Source organism: Streptomyces cylindrosporus, assembly GCF_022698165.1.
In the GTDB taxonomy this organism is placed as follows: domain Bacteria; phylum Actinomycetota; class Actinomycetes; order Streptomycetales; family Streptomycetaceae; genus Streptomyces; species Streptomyces cylindrosporus.
Map to the genome: position 1 here is coordinate 772,894 of NZ_JALDAY010000002.1, position 12,880 is coordinate 785,773.

At 71.7% G+C, this 12,880-nt stretch carries 16 protein-coding genes; 6 read left to right on the top strand and 10 right to left on the bottom strand.

Annotated elements, in window-relative coordinates; genetic code table 11:
* Positions 1-3 precede the first annotated feature (3 nt).
* Positions 4-546, top strand: a complete 543-nt coding sequence (locus tag MQP27_RS08560) for a type 1 glutamine amidotransferase domain-containing protein (protein WP_242763193.1) — start codon at positions 4-6, stop codon at positions 544-546.
* On the top strand, positions 546-2,639 hold the full coding sequence (locus tag MQP27_RS08565) for a catalase (RefSeq protein WP_242763196.1): 2,094 nt from the start codon (positions 546-548) through the stop codon (positions 2,637-2,639). The genes MQP27_RS08560 and MQP27_RS08565 overlap by 1 nt, the downstream gene beginning before the upstream one ends.
* Before the next feature lie 10 nt (positions 2,640-2,649).
* On the opposite strand, the gene MQP27_RS08570 is transcribed toward MQP27_RS08565, so the two are convergent.
* Entirely contained in the window at positions 2,650-2,928 is a 279-nt protein-coding gene (locus MQP27_RS08570) for a DUF6158 family protein (RefSeq protein ID WP_242763199.1), read from the bottom strand.
* Positions 2,929-3,007: 79 nt separating this feature from the next.
* Between MQP27_RS08570 and MQP27_RS08575 the strand changes: the two genes are divergently transcribed.
* Positions 3,008-4,123 (top strand): baeRF2 domain-containing protein, encoded by a 1,116-nt coding sequence (locus MQP27_RS08575; RefSeq protein WP_242763202.1) that lies wholly within the window; start codon positions 3,008-3,010, stop codon positions 4,121-4,123.
* A 7-nt stretch (positions 4,124-4,130) separates the two neighbouring features.
* Here the strand turns inward: MQP27_RS08575 and MQP27_RS08580 are convergent, their stop codons facing one another.
* Complete coding sequence (locus MQP27_RS08580; RefSeq protein ID WP_242763205.1) at positions 4,131-5,750, bottom strand: ATP-binding cassette domain-containing protein; 1,620 nt, start codon at positions 5,748-5,750, stop codon at positions 4,131-4,133.
* Positions 5,751-5,812: 62 nt separating this feature from the next.
* A complete protein-coding gene (locus MQP27_RS08585) occupies positions 5,813-6,469 on the bottom strand; it encodes a histidine phosphatase family protein (protein ID WP_242763208.1) in 657 nt (218 codons plus the stop codon).
* Between the two features lie 70 nt (positions 6,470-6,539).
* Here MQP27_RS08585 and MQP27_RS08590 point away from each other — a divergent pair, with 70 nt between their 5' ends.
* The 3 genes from MQP27_RS08590 (at position 6,540) to MQP27_RS08600 (ending at position 9,166) form a co-directional block, all read left to right on the top strand.
* Positions 6,540-8,033: a bifunctional phosphatase PAP2/diacylglycerol kinase family protein gene (locus MQP27_RS08590; protein WP_242763211.1), complete on the top strand. Its 1,494-nt coding sequence runs from the start codon at positions 6,540-6,542 to the stop codon at positions 8,031-8,033.
* A gap of 99 nt (positions 8,034-8,132) precedes the next feature.
* Positions 8,133-8,954, top strand: a complete 822-nt coding sequence (locus MQP27_RS08595; protein WP_242763214.1) for a class I SAM-dependent methyltransferase — start codon at positions 8,133-8,135, stop codon at positions 8,952-8,954.
* Between the two features lie 41 nt (positions 8,955-8,995).
* Entirely contained in the window at positions 8,996-9,166 is a 171-nt protein-coding gene (locus tag MQP27_RS08600) for a hypothetical protein (RefSeq protein ID WP_058922132.1), read from the top strand.
* Positions 9,167-9,214: 48 nt separating this feature from the next.
* Here the strand turns inward: MQP27_RS08600 and MQP27_RS08605 are convergent, their stop codons facing one another.
* Genes MQP27_RS08605 through MQP27_RS08635 form a run of 7 tightly spaced genes read right to left on the bottom strand, consistent with a single transcriptional unit; the run spans position 9,215 to position 12,880 of the window.
* Entirely contained in the window at positions 9,215-9,490 is a 276-nt protein-coding gene (locus MQP27_RS08605) for a gas vesicle protein K (RefSeq protein WP_242763217.1), read from the bottom strand.
* The gene (locus MQP27_RS08610) at positions 9,487-9,675 is read right to left on the bottom strand and encodes a gas vesicle protein (protein ID WP_030953078.1); all 189 of its coding nucleotides are present in this window, start codon (positions 9,673-9,675) and stop codon (positions 9,487-9,489) included. The genes MQP27_RS08605 and MQP27_RS08610 overlap by 4 nt, the downstream gene beginning before the upstream one ends.
* A complete protein-coding gene (locus MQP27_RS08615) occupies positions 9,672-10,451 on the bottom strand; it encodes a GvpL/GvpF family gas vesicle protein (protein ID WP_242763220.1) in 780 nt (259 codons plus the stop codon). The genes MQP27_RS08610 and MQP27_RS08615 overlap by 4 nt, the downstream gene beginning before the upstream one ends.
* On the bottom strand, positions 10,448-10,810 hold the full coding sequence (locus MQP27_RS08620) for a gas vesicle protein (RefSeq protein ID WP_242763223.1): 363 nt from the start codon (positions 10,808-10,810) through the stop codon (positions 10,448-10,450). Before MQP27_RS08620 ends, MQP27_RS08615 begins: the two co-directional genes overlap by 4 nt.
* On the bottom strand, positions 10,807-11,934 hold the full coding sequence (locus MQP27_RS08625) for an SRPBCC family protein (protein ID WP_242763227.1): 1,128 nt from the start codon (positions 11,932-11,934) through the stop codon (positions 10,807-10,809). The genes MQP27_RS08620 and MQP27_RS08625 overlap by 4 nt, the downstream gene beginning before the upstream one ends.
* Entirely contained in the window at positions 11,931-12,620 is a 690-nt protein-coding gene (locus MQP27_RS08630) for a DNA primase (RefSeq protein WP_242763230.1), read from the bottom strand. Before MQP27_RS08630 ends, MQP27_RS08625 begins: the two co-directional genes overlap by 4 nt.
* The gene (locus MQP27_RS08635; RefSeq protein ID WP_242763233.1) at positions 12,617-12,880 is read right to left on the bottom strand and encodes a gas vesicle protein GvpG; all 264 of its coding nucleotides are present in this window, start codon (positions 12,878-12,880) and stop codon (positions 12,617-12,619) included. Before MQP27_RS08635 ends, MQP27_RS08630 begins: the two co-directional genes overlap by 4 nt.

A 12,880-nucleotide genomic window follows, 5' to 3' on the forward strand; every position in this document is an offset into this window, starting at 1 on the left:
ATCATGCGTATCGCATTTCTGACCGCACTCGAGGGCGTCGAGCAGATCGAGCTCACCGAGCCGTGGCAGGCGGCGAAGGACGCCGGGCACGAGCCCGTGCTGGTGTCCACCAAGGCCGGTGAGATCCAGGCCTTCGACCACCTCGACAAGGCCGACACCTTCCCCGTGGACGAGGTGGTCGGCGAGACGTCGGCCGGTTCGTTCGGCGCACTGGTGCTGCCCGGCGGGGTGGCCAACCCGGACTTCCTGCGGACGGACGAGAAGGCCGTGGGCTTCGTACGGGACTTCTTCGACCAGGGCCGTCCGGTGGCCGCGATCTGTCACGCGCCGTGGACGCTGGTCGAGGCGGACGTCGTACGCGGCCGGGTACTGACCTCCTGGCCGAGCCTGCGGACCGACATCCGCAACGCGGGCGGCACCTGGGTCGACGAGCAGGTGAAGATCTGCGACCACGGCAGCAACAAGCTGGTGACCAGCCGCAAGCCGGACGATCTGAAGGCGTTCTGCGATGCCTTCCTGCACGTCTTCTCCGAGGGGGCGGGCTGATGGGATCCCCGGCCGACCGCAAGCAGGAGCAGCGCGAGTCCTTCCACGCCGACGACCCGGCCGCCGGGCCGCTCACCACCGACCAGGGCGTGGAGGTCGACCACACCGACGACTCGCTGGCCGCCGGAGAGCGCGGGCCGACCCTGATGGAGGACTTCCACTTCCGGGAGAAGCTCACCCACTTCGACCACGAGCGGATCCCGGAGCGGGTGGTGCACGCGCGGGGCGCGGGCGCGTACGGGTACTTCGAACCGTACGAGTCCTGCGCGGAGTTCACCCGTGCGGCCTTCCTCCAGGACCCGTCCGTGCGGACGCCGGTCTTCGTGCGGTTCTCGACCGTGCAGGGCCCGAAGGGCTCGGCCGACACCGTGCGGGACGTGCGCGGCTTCGCGACCAAGTTCTATACGTCGGAGGGCAATTACGACCTGGTCGGGAACAACTTCCCCGTCTTCTTCATCCAGGACGGGATCAAGTTCCCGGACTTCGTGCACGCGGTGAAGCCCGAGCCGCACAACGACATCCCGACCGGCGCCTCCGCGCACGACACCCTGTGGGACTTCGTGTCGCTGCAGCCGGAGACGCTGCACGCGATCATGTGGCTGATGTCGGACCGGGCGATCCCACGCAGCTACCGGATGATGCAGGGCTTCGGCGTGCACACCTTCCGGTTCGTGAACGCCGAGGGCCGGGGCACGTTCGTGAAGTTCCACTGGAAGCCGAAGCTGGGCGTGCACTCGCTGGTGTGGGACGAGGCGCAGGAGTGCCAGGGCCGCAACCCGGACTTCAACCGGGGCGACCTGTGGAACGCGATCGAGGCCGGCGAGTACCCGGAGTGGGAGCTGGGTGTGCAACTGGTGCCGGAGGAGGACGAGTTCGCGTTCGACTTCGACCTGCTGGACGCCACGAAGATCATCCCGGAGGAGCAGGTGCCGGTGCGGCCGATCGGCCGGATGGTGCTCGACCGCAATCCGGAGAACTTCTTCGCCGAGACCGAGCAGGTCGCCTTCCACACCGGCAACGTGGTCCCCGGCATCGACTTCACCAACGACCCGCTGCTCCAGGCCCGCAACTTCTCCTACCTGGACACCCAGTTGATCCGGCTGGGCGGCCCCAACTTCACGCAGATCCCGGTCAACCGGCCGATCGCGCCGGTCCGCACCAACCAGCGCGACGGCTACCACCAGAGCGCGATCCACCGGGGCACGAACTACTTCCCGAACTCACTGGGCGGCGGCTGTCCCGCGCACGCGGGGGCCGACGGCAACGCGTACACCCACTACGCGGAACGGGTCGACGGCGCGAAGATCCGTAAGCGCAGCGAGAGTTTCAAGGACCACTACAGCCAGGCAGCGCTGTTCTTCCACAGCATGGCGGACTGGGAGCGCGAACACATCGTCGCCGCCTTCCGGTTCGAGCTCGGCAAGGTCGACGCGATGACGGTACGGGCCCGTACCGTCGAGCAACTCGCCAAGGTCGACGGCGAGTTGGCGGCCGAGGTGGCGCGCGGGATCGGCGTGCCGGAACCGGCGGAACAGGGGACGTCGTACAAACAGGAGTCCCCCGCCCTGAGTCTGGAGTCGCTGCGCGGCGACGGCTCGATCCGCACGCGGCAGATCGCGGTCCTGGTCACCGACGGCGTGGACGCCGAGCAGGTGACCGCCGTGCGGGAGGCGCTCGCCGCCGAGGGCGCCGTCGTGGAGGCGCTGGCGCCGGCCGACGGCACGGTGTCGGGCGCCGACGGCGAGCTGTACACGGTCGACCGCGCGCTGCCGACCGTGGCTTCCGTCCTCTACGACGCCGTGCTGGTGCCCGGCGGGCCCACCGGGACCCCGCCGGTGGCCGAGGACCCGGACGCGCTGCGGTTCGTGCGGAGCGCCTATCTGCACGGCAAGCCGGTGGGCGCGCTCGGCTCCGGCGTGGACGTCCTCGCCGCCCTCGATCCGGAGGGCGTCACGCTGTCGGCGGGGTCGGTGGTGGCCGACCGGGGTGTGGTGACGGACCGCTCCGAGCGGGCCGCCTCCGAATTCGTACGGGAGTTCGTCGCCGCGATCGCGGCGCACCGGCACTGGGACCGGCCGCCGGTGCGCCACTGAGCGGCGGGCGTCAGGAGCGGGGAGTCACCGACTCCCCGCTCCGGCGTTCCCGGGCGCCTTCCCTGGTGCGGCCCGCGGCCACCGTGCGCCGCGGGTTGCGGCGCAGGTACTCGCCCTCCAGCTGGGCCATGCGATCGTTGTGGGCCCGCAGCGCGCCGCTGGAGCCGTAGAGCAGTGTGTCGTGGCGCGTGCGGTGGATCGTCTCCAGCTCCTTCATGAGCTGCTGGTCGTCCAGCCTGGTGGGGTCGACTCCGGCCATGGTGGTACCCCGCTCGTCGTGTTCGTCCATGCGGTCCGGGTACCCGCCCGGTGAGCACTCAGGGGTGTGTGAGACACCCCCTCACCCGAGCGGCACCCGGGAGGGAACCATGGATCTCGCTTTCCTGCATCCACTCTACGAACATCCGGGGCCCTGGGCCTCCGTGTACGTCGACACTTCCCGGCACACGGAGGACACGCCCCACGAGCGCCATCTCACGGCGGTGGCGCTCGCGCGGGACCTGGACCGGCAGGGCGCGGACGAGGAGACGTGCCGGGCGGTGCGCGAGGCGCTGGAGGAGCTCCGGCACTCCTCCGAGCCCAACGGGCGGGCCCTGTTCGCCCGGGCCGGCGAGGTGGTCCTCGACCCGCCGCTGGCCCGGCCCCCGCAGCGGGACAGCGCCCACTGGGCGCCGCTGCCGCACACCGCGCCGCTGCTGGAGCTGGCCGGCGAGGACCCGGTCTGCGTGGTGGCGTACATCGATCGCAAGGGCGCGGACTTCGAGCTGCGCAGCTCGCTGGGCCGGCAGGACGCGGGCTCGGTGACCGGGCGGCAGTGGCCGGTGCACCGTACGCGTTCGGTGGACTGGTCGGAGCGGCACTTCCAGCTCGCGGTCGAGAACACCTGGGAGCACAACGCGGCCGAGGTCGCCGAGGCGCTCGCCGCCTGCCAGGAGGAGACCCGCGCCGACCTGCTGGTCCTCGTGGGCGACGACCGGGAGAAGCGGTCCGTGCACGAGCGGCTGCCCAAGCACCTGCGGGACATGGTCGTGGAGACCCCGCACGGCGCAGGCAGCCGACTGCTGGACGAGGACGTGGAGCGCATCCGCGAGCAGCGGGTACGGCAGCGGGCCGAGCGGGAGCTGGAGCGGTTCCTGGCGGCCCGCGCCCCGGACGAGGAGGGCCACTCGGGCGCGGTCGAGGGCGTGCCGGCGCTGGTCGAGGCGGCGCGCGAGCACCGTATCGAGGAGCTGCTGGTCCGCCCGGACGCCCCGGACGCGCACCGCGAGGTGTGGATCGGCGAGGACCCGGACCAGCTGGCGGTGCGCCGTACGGACCTGAAGGTCCTGGGCGAGCAGAACTCCTGGTCGGCCCGGGCCGACGACGCGCTGATCCGCTCGGCGGTCGCCACCGGCGCGCCCGCGCTGTCGGTGGAGCCCGCGGCGGAGGCGACCGGCGGCCAGATCCCGGCGGGCGGCCTGGGCGCGCTGCTCAGGTGGAGCTGAGCGGGGGCTACCGCGCCCGCTCCACCCGCCGTTCGTCCCACACGGGTTCGGGGGTCTCCCGGACCCGGCCGTCGCTCCCGAAGACCAGATAGCGGTCGAAGGAGCGCGCGAACCAGCGGTCGTGCGTCACCGCCAGTACGGTCCCGTCGAACGCCTCCAGCCCTTCCTGGAGCGCCTCCGCGGACTCCAGGTCGAGGTTGTCGGTCGGCTCGTCGAGGAGCAGGGCGGTGACGCCCTCCAGTTCCAGGAGCAGGATCTGGAAGCGGGCCTGCTGGCCGCCGGAGAGGCGGTCGAAGGCCTGCTCGGCCTGGTTCGTGAGCTCGTAGCGGCGCAGCCGGGACATGGCCGCGCCCCGGTCCTGGGAGTGCTCCGTCCACAGGATGTCCAGCAGCTTGCGGCCCTGCAGCTCGGGGTGGGCGTGGGTCTGCGCGAAGTGGCCGGGCACGACCCGCGCCCCGAGCTTCCACTCCCCCGTGTGCGCCACGTCCTCGCCGGCCAGCAGCCGCAGGAAGTGCGACTTGCCGGAGCCGTTGGAGCCGAGGACGGCGACCCGTTCGCCGTAGAAGACCTCCAGGTCGAAGGGTTTCATCAGGCCGGTGAGCTCAAGTCCCTTGCAGGTGACGGCCCTTACGCCGGTGCGTCCGCCCTTGAGGCGCATCCTGATGTCCTGCTCGCGCGGCGGCTCCGGCGGCGGGCCGGCCTCCTCGAACTTGCGCAGCCGGGTCTGCGCGGCCTGGTAGCGGGAGGCCAACTCGTGGCTGATGCTGGCGGCCTGACGGAGGTTCAGCACCAGCTTCTTCAGCTGGGCGTGCTTCTCGTCCCACCGCCTGCGCAACTCCTCGAAGCGGGCGAAGCGTTCGCGCCGGGCGTCGTGGTAGGTGGCGAAGCCGCCGCCGTGCACCCAGGCGTCGGCACCGGCGGGCGAGGGCTCCACGGACACGATCTTCTCGGCGGCGCGCGCGAGGAGTTCACGGTCGTGGGAGACGAAGAGGACCGTCTTGCGGGTCTCCTTCAGCCGCTCCTCCAGCCAGCGCTTGCCGGGCACGTCGAGGTAGTTGTCGGGCTCGTCGAGCAGCAGCACCTCGTCGGTGCCGCGCAGCAGCGCCTCAAGGACGAGCCGCTTCTGCTCACCCCCGGACAGCGTGCGCACCTGCCGGAACTGCGCCTTGTCGTACGGCACTCCGAGCGCGGCCGTGGTGCACATGTCCCACAGCGTCTCCGCCTCGTACCCGCGCACCTCGGCCCAGTCGGCGAGCGCCTGCGCGTACTTCAGCTGGGCGGCCTCGTCGTCGACGGTCATGATCAGGTGCTCGGCCCTGTCGACGGCCTGCGCGGCCTCCCGGACCCGCGGCGGCGCCACGGACACGAGCAGGTCCCGTACGGTCGTCTCGTCCCGTACGGATCCCACGAACTGCCGCATCACCCCGAGGCCGCCACCGACGGTGACGGTCCCGCCGTGCGGCTTGAGCTCCCCCGAGATCAGCCGCAGCAGGGTCGTCTTCCCCGCGCCGTTGGGCCCGACGAGCGCGACGACGGCCCCTTCCCCGACCCGGAACGACACATCGCCGAGCAGCGCCCTCCCGTCGGGAAGGTAGTACTCGAGGTGTGCGGCTTCCAGATGTCCCATGAGGAGGCATTCTGCGGGCCGCCCGCAGGCCGGTGCAAACGCTTAAGCGAGCCGGTGGTCGCTCACTCGGTCCCGTCCAGCGGGCGTCCGGCCGGTCCGCTGTCGCGGCTGGGGGTGACTACCGCTCCCGCCCAGCTCAACGCCTTCCAGCCGTCCTCCGGCGAGCCCTCCAGGACGACCACGCCCGTGTTGTCGAGCGGGCGGGCCGCGGCGAAGGGCACGTCCACGTTGTCGGCGCGGGCGGCGGTCCACATGCGGATCGCCGCGCCGTGGCTGATCATGGCGACCGTCCCGGCCCCGCTGCCGGCCGCCTCCGCCACCACCGCGTCGTAACGGGCCAGCGCCTCCGCCCCGCTCTCCCCGCCCGGCATCCGCAGCGCGGTGTCGCCGGCCGCCCACGCGAACACCGTCTTCATGTAGAGCGCGCCCTGCTCCGAGTCGCCCGGCAGCATCTCCAGGTCGCCCGCCGACAGCTCCCGGATGCCGTCGCGCACGAGCACCTCCAGGCCCCGGGCGGCGGCCAGCGGGGCCGCCGTCAGCTGGGTGCGCACGAGGGTGGAGGCGTACAGGGCCTCGATGTCCTCGTCGGCGAGGGCCTCGGGAAGCGCCGCGGCCTGCTGTTCGCCCAGCGCGGTCAGGCGCGCACCCGGTACGGCGGTGTCGAGCAGGAAGTCGACGTTGGCGGTGGTCTGGCCGTGGCGTACGAGGAGCAGACGCATACGGGGACCCTCCGGGTGTCGGTCGCCGCCTCCGGGCAGCAGACGGGCTCTTCAGGGTACCCGGCACGCCATGAGCCCAGACGTCGACCTGACAGCCCCCGTGCCCGGCTTCCATCCCCTGCGTGACCGGCTGCTCACGCTGGACAACCGTCTCTTCGAGTTCGCCGCCGAACGGCACTGGCCGTACGGGCAACGCGTGCTGCCGCGGCTGAGCCGCAGCGCCAACCACGGTGTGCTCTGGTTCGCCACGGCGGCCGCGATGGCGGCGAGCCGCACCCCGAGGGGCCGCCGCGCCGCCGCCCGCGGTGTCGCCTCCCTCGCGCTCGCCTCGCTGACGATCAACACGCTGGGCAAGCGGTCGGTGCGCAGGCCGCGTCCGGCCCTCGACCCGGTTCCGCTCGCACGGCAGCTGCGGCGGCAGCCGATCACCACGTCGTTCCCGTCCGGCCACTCCGCGTCGGCCGCCGCCTTCGCGACCGGGGTCGCCCTGGAGTCCCCGGCCTGGGGCGCCGCGGTCGCCCCCCTCGCGTGGTCGGTGGCGCTCTCCCGTGTCTACACCGGCGTCCACTTCCCGAGCGACGTGCTCGCGGGCGCGGCGCTGGGCGCGGGAGCCGCCTTGGCCGTACGGGGGCTGGTGCCGACCCGAGCCGGGCTGGCACCGCCGGCCCGGCCCCGCGCCGAGGTCCCGGCGCTGCCCGACGGCGCGGGACTGGTCGTCGTGGCCAACACCGCCTCCGGCACCTCCGACCGCCTGGGCGCACTGCGCGACGAGCTGCCCCGGGCCGAGGTCGTGGAGTGCCAACCGGCCGATCTGGCCGACGAGTTGGAGAAGGCGGCGGCCCGCGCCGAGGTGCTGGGCGTGTGCGGCGGCGACGGCACGGTGAACACCGCCGCCGCGGTCGCCCTGCGCCACGGGCTGCCGCTCGCGGTGCTGCCCGGCGGCACCCTCAACCACTTCGCCCTCGACCTCGGCGTGGAGGGTGCGCGGGACTTCGCGCGGGCCGTGCGGCAGGGCGAGGCGGTGCGGGTGGACGTCGGCCGGTTCAGCAGCGGCAAACGGGACGGCGTCTTCCTCAACACGTGCAGCCTGGGCGTCTATCCGGAACTGGTGCGGGTGCGGGAGCGCTGGTCGCACCGGATCGACAACTGGCCGGCCGGCGTGCTCGGGGCGCTGCGCGTGCTGCGCGCCGACCGGCATCCACTGGAGGCCGAACTCCGGGGCGAGACACGCCCGTTGTGGCTGCTGTTCATTGGCAACGGCGTCTACCACCGGATGGGCCTGGCACCGGGCCGACGGCTCGACCTGGCGGACGGACTTCTCGACGTCCGGGCGGTGCACGGCGGCCGGAGGCCCGCGCTGCGGCTGCTCGCCGCCGCGGTCGCCGGGCCGCTCACCCGGTCCCCGGCGCACGCCGCGGTCCAGGTGAGCCGGCTGCGGATCTCGGGCCTCGCGCCGGGCACACCGCTCGCCCACGACGGCGAAGTCACCGAAGTGGCGGGCGAGGTGCGCCTGGAGAAGCTCCCCGAAGCACTCACCGTCTACCGCCCGATCCCCGCATTCTGACACACCGTCAGTCCATATAGCAAAACACGGGTCTCATCATTCGACATGCGGGCGTACGGTGTGGCGTACCGACAGGACGTCGAACAGGGGAGTTCAGCCATGTCGAAGCCGCAGGAGACCGCCGTCTACACGCACGGGCACCACGAGTCGGTGCTGCGCTCGCACACCTGGCGGACCGCCGCCAACTCCGCGGCCTATCTGCTCGGCTCGCTGAAGCCCCACATGAAGATCCTGGACATCGGCTGCGGACCGGGCACCATCACCGCCGACCTGGCGGCACTGGTCCCCGACGGACACGTCACCGGCGTCGACCACGCGCCGGGCATCCTGGACCAGGCCCGCGCCACGGCCGCCGAACGCGGCCTGGCCAACGTCGACTTCGCGGTCGCCGACGTGCACGCCCTGGACTACCCGGACGACACCTTCTGCGCCGTCCACGCCCACCAGGTGCTGCAGCACGTCGGCGATCCGGTGCAGGCGCTGCGCGAGATGCGGCGGGTGACGAAACCGGGCGGGCTCATCGCCGTCCGGGACTCCGACTACGCCGCGATGACGTGGTACCCGGCGTCCCGGGGGATGGACGACTGGGCGGACCTCTACCACCGGGTGGCCCGCGCCAACGGGGGCGAGCCGGACGCCGGGCGACGGCTGAAGTCCTGGGCGCTGCGGGCCGGGCTGACCGACATCACGGCCACCTCCGGTACCTGGACCTTCTCCACAGCCGAGGAGCGGGCCTGGTGGAGCGGGCTGTGGGCGGACCGGACGGTCGCCTCGGCCTACGCGGAGCGGGCCACGCAGGGCGGACACGCCACCGCCGAGCAGCTGACGGCCGTGTCGGAGGCCTGGCGGGAATGGGGGCGGCGGGAGGACGGCTGGTTCAGTGTGCTGCACGGGGAGATTCTGTGCCGTAAGGACGCCTGAATCTCCTTTTCCGGGATACCCGGAGAGCAGGAGGTTGGAAAATGGTTGCTGTTCTGCTCGTATTGCTGCTGGCGCTCATTCTGTTCGGCGCCGGATTCGCACTCAAGGCGCTTTGGTGGATTGCACTGGCCGTTCTCGTGGTGTGGCTGCTGGGATTCCTGGTACGCGGCACGACGGCGGCCGGCGGCAGGGGCCGCTGGTATCGGTGGTGAGACGACCGATACCCGTGGTGAACCGGGTCAGAACTGACCAGAACTGAATCAGAGCAGCCGTCCCAGCGGCCCGAGGTCCAGATTGAGGTCCTCGGGCCGCAGTCCGTAGCGCTCGCGCAGTTCGGTCATGCGGTCGTCGAGGAGCATCAGCGTGAGCCCGATCCGCTCCTCCTGGTCCTCGGTGAGGTCCCCCGTGTCGAAGCGGCGCAGCGCCTGGCGCTCCATGAGCTGGCGCAGCAGTTCCACGACGGTCAGCACGAGTTTGACCAGGTCCCGCTCGACGGTGTCGGGTTCCAGGTCCAGCCGGTTGCGGCGGGTGGTCACGTCAACTCTCCCCAGGGTGACGGTACTTGTTCGTTGACCGAGCTGATGAGCGCGTTCAGGTCGATGCGGACGAGGTCGACGTCCGCGATGCGCAGCGTGATGTCCCCCGTGACCACGACCCCGCCGGCCAGCAGCCGGTCGAGCAGGTCCACGAGGGCGACCTCACGGCGTTCGACGACCGTCACGGTTCCTCCCCGGCGAAGGAGTAGGCGGCCCAGGGGCCGGTGAGCTCGACGCGCAGCCGCGGCGCGGTCCCGGACACGTCGTCCTTGGTCCGGTCGACGAGCTCCACGAATTCCTCGCAGTCCGTCCGGGGGACCAGATAGGCCGCGTTCAGCACATTGCGTCCGGCCGCGCCGGAGAGCGCGGAATTCTGCGGGGCGTGCAGCCGGGAATCCTCGGCGCGCGCGGAGAGGGCCGCGTGCAGCCGGTTCGCGAATTCCTCGGCCTTCTCCCAGAGGTCCTCGTGCGCTTTCGCGCGCATACGCCGTTGCCGCAGATAATCCCGGCCGGAAGCCGCTTTCTCGGCCGGCCGCTGTGTTTCGGAGGGCTCGGGGCCGTTTTCGGTTTCGGTGTACACCTTGACGCCCCATTCCACCCGCCCCGCGAGCCGGTCGAGGGTGCGCCGGAAATCGGCCTCGCGGGCCTCCAGCATGACCCGGACACCGCTGTCGTCGCGGAAGACCGTGCCGAGCCGCAGCGGGAGCGGGGTGGTGACGGCGGTGAGCGCGTCGATCACGCCCTGGTGGGCGCGCGCGGTCCGGGTCAGCCAGTCCAGGTCCTCGAGATGGGCGCGGAGCGGCTTCTCGGCGAAGTCCCGCTCCGGCACATGGCTCACCACGGCGACCAGGCCGTGGTGGGTCAGCAGTCTGGGCGGATCGCCCGCCACCCCGGTCAGCTGGGCCTGGAGGGCCGCGCCGAAGGGGTGGCAGACGGCGTAGACGTACCGCAGTCCGGTCATGGTGCCTCCTTCCGGGCGCGGCCGGGCTCCAGCTGGGCGTCGGGCTCCCGTTGGCCGTCGGGCTCCAGCTGGGCCAGGCGCTCGCGCAACTCGGCGTTCTCGCGGGCGAGTTCCGAACGGCGCGCCTTGGAGGAGAGCGCGGGGTCGGTCTCCCACCAGTCGATGCCCATCTCCCGCGCCTTGTCCACGGAGGCGACGATGAGCCGCAGTTTGACGGTGAGGAGTTCGATGTCGAGCAGGTTGATCCGGATGTCGCCGGCGATCACGACACCCTTGTCGAGCACCCGCTCAAGGATGTCGGCCAGGTTGGCGCCGCCGTTCGAGGGGTAGGGGTCCGGGAACCTGCTCGCGGTGGTCATCGACGGCTCCCGCCCTCGGCGTACTCGTACTCGGGCTCTTCCTCTTCCTCGTACTCGTACTCCTCCTCGTCACCCTCCTCGCCCTCGGGCTCCTCCTCGTCCTCCTCGAACTCCTCGTCCTCGCCCTTGGGTTCCTCGTCCTCGGGCTCCTCCTCGGGCTCCTCCTCGGAGCTCGCCGCGGCTTCCTCACCCTCGTCGCCCTCCTCGCCCTCCTGGCCTTCCTCGCCGGCGAGTTCTTCCTCCTCCTCGGCGACCGCGTCCTCGTGGCTGCGGACGACCTCGCCGTCGCGGATCTCGCCGCGCCAGCCGTCCTCCGCCTCGCCCTTGAAGGTGATGAAGCGGACGTAGTTCTTGAGGTCGAGCCGGGCCCGGCGGCCCTGGGCGCGCCAGATGTTGCCGGTCTTCTCGAACAGGCCCTTGGGGTAGTACTCGATCACCAGCAGCACGCGGGTGAGGTTGTCGTCGATCCGGTGGAAGGAGACGACGCCCTTCGTGGTGCCCTTGGCGCCCTCCGAGGTCCAGGAGATCCGGTCGTCGGGCAGCTGCTCGGTGGTCTTCGCCTTCCAGCTGCGGTTGGACCAGAAGATCTTCAACTGCCAGTCGGACTGGGTGTCGTCGGCGCGGTTCGCGCTCTTGACGCCCTTGGCGAAGGTGCTGAAGTCCTGGTACTGGGTCCACTGGTCGTAGGCCGTGCGCCGGTCGACGCCCACGTCGACGGACTCGATGATCACCGTCGGCTTCTTGCCCGCCCCGCCCTTGCGCTTGCCCTTGCCCCCACCGAGGTTCTTGAAGGCTTCCACCACGTTCTCCTTGGCCCGCGAGGCGCCGAGTTCCAGTGCGGAACGCACGGGACCCTTGCCCTCGGCGAGTTTGCGGCCGCCGTCGAGGGCCAGCTTCGCGAAGCCCGGGCTGTTGCCCTCGGCGATGTCGTTCAACTTGACGGTGGTCTCGCCGAGCTTGCGGCCGAAGCCCATCAGCAGGCGCTGGGCCTGCGCCGCGAGGTACTCCTGCAGTTCGGCCTTGAGCCGGTCGGCGGCCTCGCTGTGCGCCAGGTCGGTCACCTTGCCGGTCGATTCCTTGGCGCCGCGCGCCGCGGAGGTCGCGGATCCGAGAGTGTCGGTCATCGCTCGTCGCCTCCCTTCGGCAGCCGGGACCGGGCGGCACGGGCACCGCCGCCGGCGCCCCGGGCGGCCGTGCGCTTGGCCGCCGACTTCTTCGCCGCGGTCTTCTTGGCCGCCGTCTTCTTCGCGGGCGCCCGGCCCGGCGCGGTCTTCTTCGCCGCCGCCTTCTTGGCCGGGGGCTTACCGCCCGCCGTCTTCTTGGCCGGAGCCTTCTTCGCGGCCCCCTTGGAGCCGCGCCCGGCCTCGTCGTCCGGGGACTCCTCCTCGGCCTCCGGCTCCTCGGCCTCCTCGCGCGGCTCCTCCTCCTCAGTGTCCTCCGGCTCCTCGCTCTCGTCCTGCTCGTCGGCGCCGAGGCCGGTCGCCTTGCCCGCGACGCCCGTGAGCTGGTCGCGGACCTCGGCGGTACGGCCGTGCAGACGGTCGGCGAGCGACTCGATCTGCCGCTCCACCATCGCGCCCGAGGCCGCCTTGCCGACGCCCCGCAGGTCCTCGCGCAGCTGGTCCCCGATCTCCTTGAACTGCGGGTTGTCCCGCAGCTGCCCGGACACCAGGTCCGCGAGGGCCCGCGGGCTCAGATGCATCCGCTTGCCGGCCACCATGGTGCCGACGGCGAACGCCAGTTTCATCTTCTTGGTACGTCCCAGGACGTACCCGGCCCCTATCGCGAGGCCGAGTCCCACTCGGTTCATCGTGCCGTCCCGTTGCCTGTGGCCGCGCTGTTGCGCAGTCCTGTCTCCAGCCGGTCGAGGAGTTCGTCCTCCCTGCGGTCGAACTCCTCCTCGTCGATCTCTCCCGCCTCCAACTGCTCTTCGAGCCGGGCGAGTTCGGCTCGGACCGCGGCCGGGTCGTAGTAGATCCGTTCCGCCTCGGTCAGCAGCTGCCCGATCACCCATGCGCTGCCGCGCACCGGGGCGAAGGGCAGCAGAACCACTTCCTTGAGCAGTCCCAC

Bases quoted from the DNA above. Each gene is read 5' to 3' on its own strand.
- MQP27_RS08560 (WP_242763193.1), top strand. From the start codon at position 4: ATGCGTATCGCATTTCTGACCGCACTCGAGGGCGTCGAGCAGATCGAG.
- MQP27_RS08565 (WP_242763196.1), top strand. From the start codon at position 546: ATGGGATCCCCGGCCGACCGCAAGCAGGAGCAGCGCGAGTCCTTCCAC.
- MQP27_RS08570 (WP_242763199.1), bottom strand. From the start codon at position 2,928: ATGGACGAACACGACGAGCGGGGTACCACCATGGCCGGAGTCGACCCC.
- MQP27_RS08575 (WP_242763202.1), top strand. From the start codon at position 3,008: ATGGATCTCGCTTTCCTGCATCCACTCTACGAACATCCGGGGCCCTGG.
- MQP27_RS08580 (WP_242763205.1), bottom strand. From the start codon at position 5,750: ATGGGACATCTGGAAGCCGCACACCTCGAGTACTACCTTCCCGACGGG.
- MQP27_RS08585 (WP_242763208.1), bottom strand. From the start codon at position 6,469: ATGCGTCTGCTCCTCGTACGCCACGGCCAGACCACCGCCAACGTCGAC.
- MQP27_RS08590 (WP_242763211.1), top strand. From the start codon at position 6,540: ATGAGCCCAGACGTCGACCTGACAGCCCCCGTGCCCGGCTTCCATCCC.
- MQP27_RS08595 (WP_242763214.1), top strand. From the start codon at position 8,133: ATGTCGAAGCCGCAGGAGACCGCCGTCTACACGCACGGGCACCACGAG.
- MQP27_RS08600 (WP_058922132.1), top strand. From the start codon at position 8,996: ATGGTTGCTGTTCTGCTCGTATTGCTGCTGGCGCTCATTCTGTTCGGC.
- MQP27_RS08615 (WP_242763220.1), bottom strand. From the start codon at position 10,451: ATGACCGGACTGCGGTACGTCTACGCCGTCTGCCACCCCTTCGGCGCG.
- MQP27_RS08620 (WP_242763223.1), bottom strand. From the start codon at position 10,810: ATGACCACCGCGAGCAGGTTCCCGGACCCCTACCCCTCGAACGGCGGC.
- MQP27_RS08625 (WP_242763227.1), bottom strand. From the start codon at position 11,934: ATGACCGACACTCTCGGATCCGCGACCTCCGCGGCGCGCGGCGCCAAG.
- MQP27_RS08630 (WP_242763230.1), bottom strand. From the start codon at position 12,620: ATGAACCGAGTGGGACTCGGCCTCGCGATAGGGGCCGGGTACGTCCTG.